Origin of the sequence: Pantoea sp. Fr+CA_20 (assembly GCF_024520835.1) — a bacterium.
Lineage (GTDB): Bacteria > Pseudomonadota > Gammaproteobacteria > Enterobacterales > Enterobacteriaceae > Pantoea > Pantoea allii.
In genome coordinates this window covers 1-1221 of the sequence record NZ_JALNPN010000044.1, presented here as the reverse complement: position 1 = coordinate 1221, position 1221 = coordinate 1, and the positions used below count along the sequence as shown (strand labels likewise).

1 protein-coding gene is annotated in these 1221 nt (G+C 54.3%); it reads left to right on the top strand.

The window, feature by feature from the left end:
* The first annotated feature begins 71 nt into the window (after window positions 1-71).
* A protein-coding gene (locus NR177_RS23700) for an IS3 family transposase (protein WP_109718365.1) occupies window positions 72-1192 on the top strand; the annotation gives its coding sequence in 2 pieces (ribosomal slippage) (window positions 72-330 and window positions 330-1192; 1122 coding nt in all).
* Window positions 1193-1221 lie beyond the last annotated feature (29 nt).

The window sequence follows — 1221 nt, the reverse complement described above, 5'->3', positions numbered from 1 at the left end:
TGACCTGCTCCCCGTTGATTAATACACCGCGATGTTAGTAATGTCTTCATAAGCCACATGAGGACATTCCCATGAAGAAGCGTTTTTCCGACCAACAGATCATCAGTATCCTCCGCGAAGCTGAAGCCGGGGTTTCTGCCCGTGAACTCTGCCGCAAGCACGCCATTTCCGACGCCACCTTTTATACCTGGCGTAAGAAGTATGGTGGTATGGAGGTGCCCGAGGTTAAGCGCCTGAAGTCGCTTGAAGAAGAGAACGCCAGACTCAAGAAGCTGCTTGCCGAAGCCATGCTGGATAAGGAGGCACTCCAGGTGGCTCTGGGGCGAAAGTACTGACGACAGACCAGAAGCGGGAAGCCGTTGAGTTTATGTGTGGTGCGACCGGTCTGTCGCAACGTCGTGCCTGCAGACTCACAGGTTTGTCCCTGTCGACCTGCCGCTATGACGCTCAGCGTCCGGCGGATGATGCCCATTTATCAGGGCGCATTACTGAACTGGCACTGGAGCGCAGGCGTTTTGGCTATCGCCGCATATGGCAGTTACTGCGCCGTGAAGGGCTTCTGGTTAATCACAAGCGCGTGTACCGCCTTTATCATCTGAACGGGCTGGGCGTTAAACGCAGACGTCGTCGTAAAGGGCTGGCAACAGAACGTCTGCCGCTGCTCCGCCCGGCGGCGCCCAACCTGACTTGGTCGATGGATTTTGTCATGGACGCGCTCGCCACCGGTCGCAGGATCAAGTGCCTGACCTGTGTGGACGACTTCACGAAGGAATGCCTGACGGTCACTGTTGCCTTTGGGATTTCAGGCGTGCAGGTGACACACATTCTGGACAGCATTGCGCTGTTTCGAGGCTATCCGGCGGCGATAAGAACTGACCAGGGGCCGGAGTTCACCTGCCGCGCACTGGATCAATGGGCTTTTGAGCATGGTGTTGAGTTGCGCTTAATCCAGCCGGGCAAGCCAACGCAGAACGGATTTATCGAGAGCTTTAACGGACGATTTCGCGATGAATGTCTGAATGAGCACTGGTTCAGCGATATCGTTCACGCCAGGAAAGTCATTAAAGATTGGCGGCAGGATTATAACGAGTATCGTCCGCATTCAGCACTGAATTATCAGACGCCATCAGAGTTTGCAGCACGGTGGCGGAATGGAAAATGTGAAGGTAAACAAACCGACATTACTAACTGATGGTTGTATCTAATACTGGGGGCAGGTCA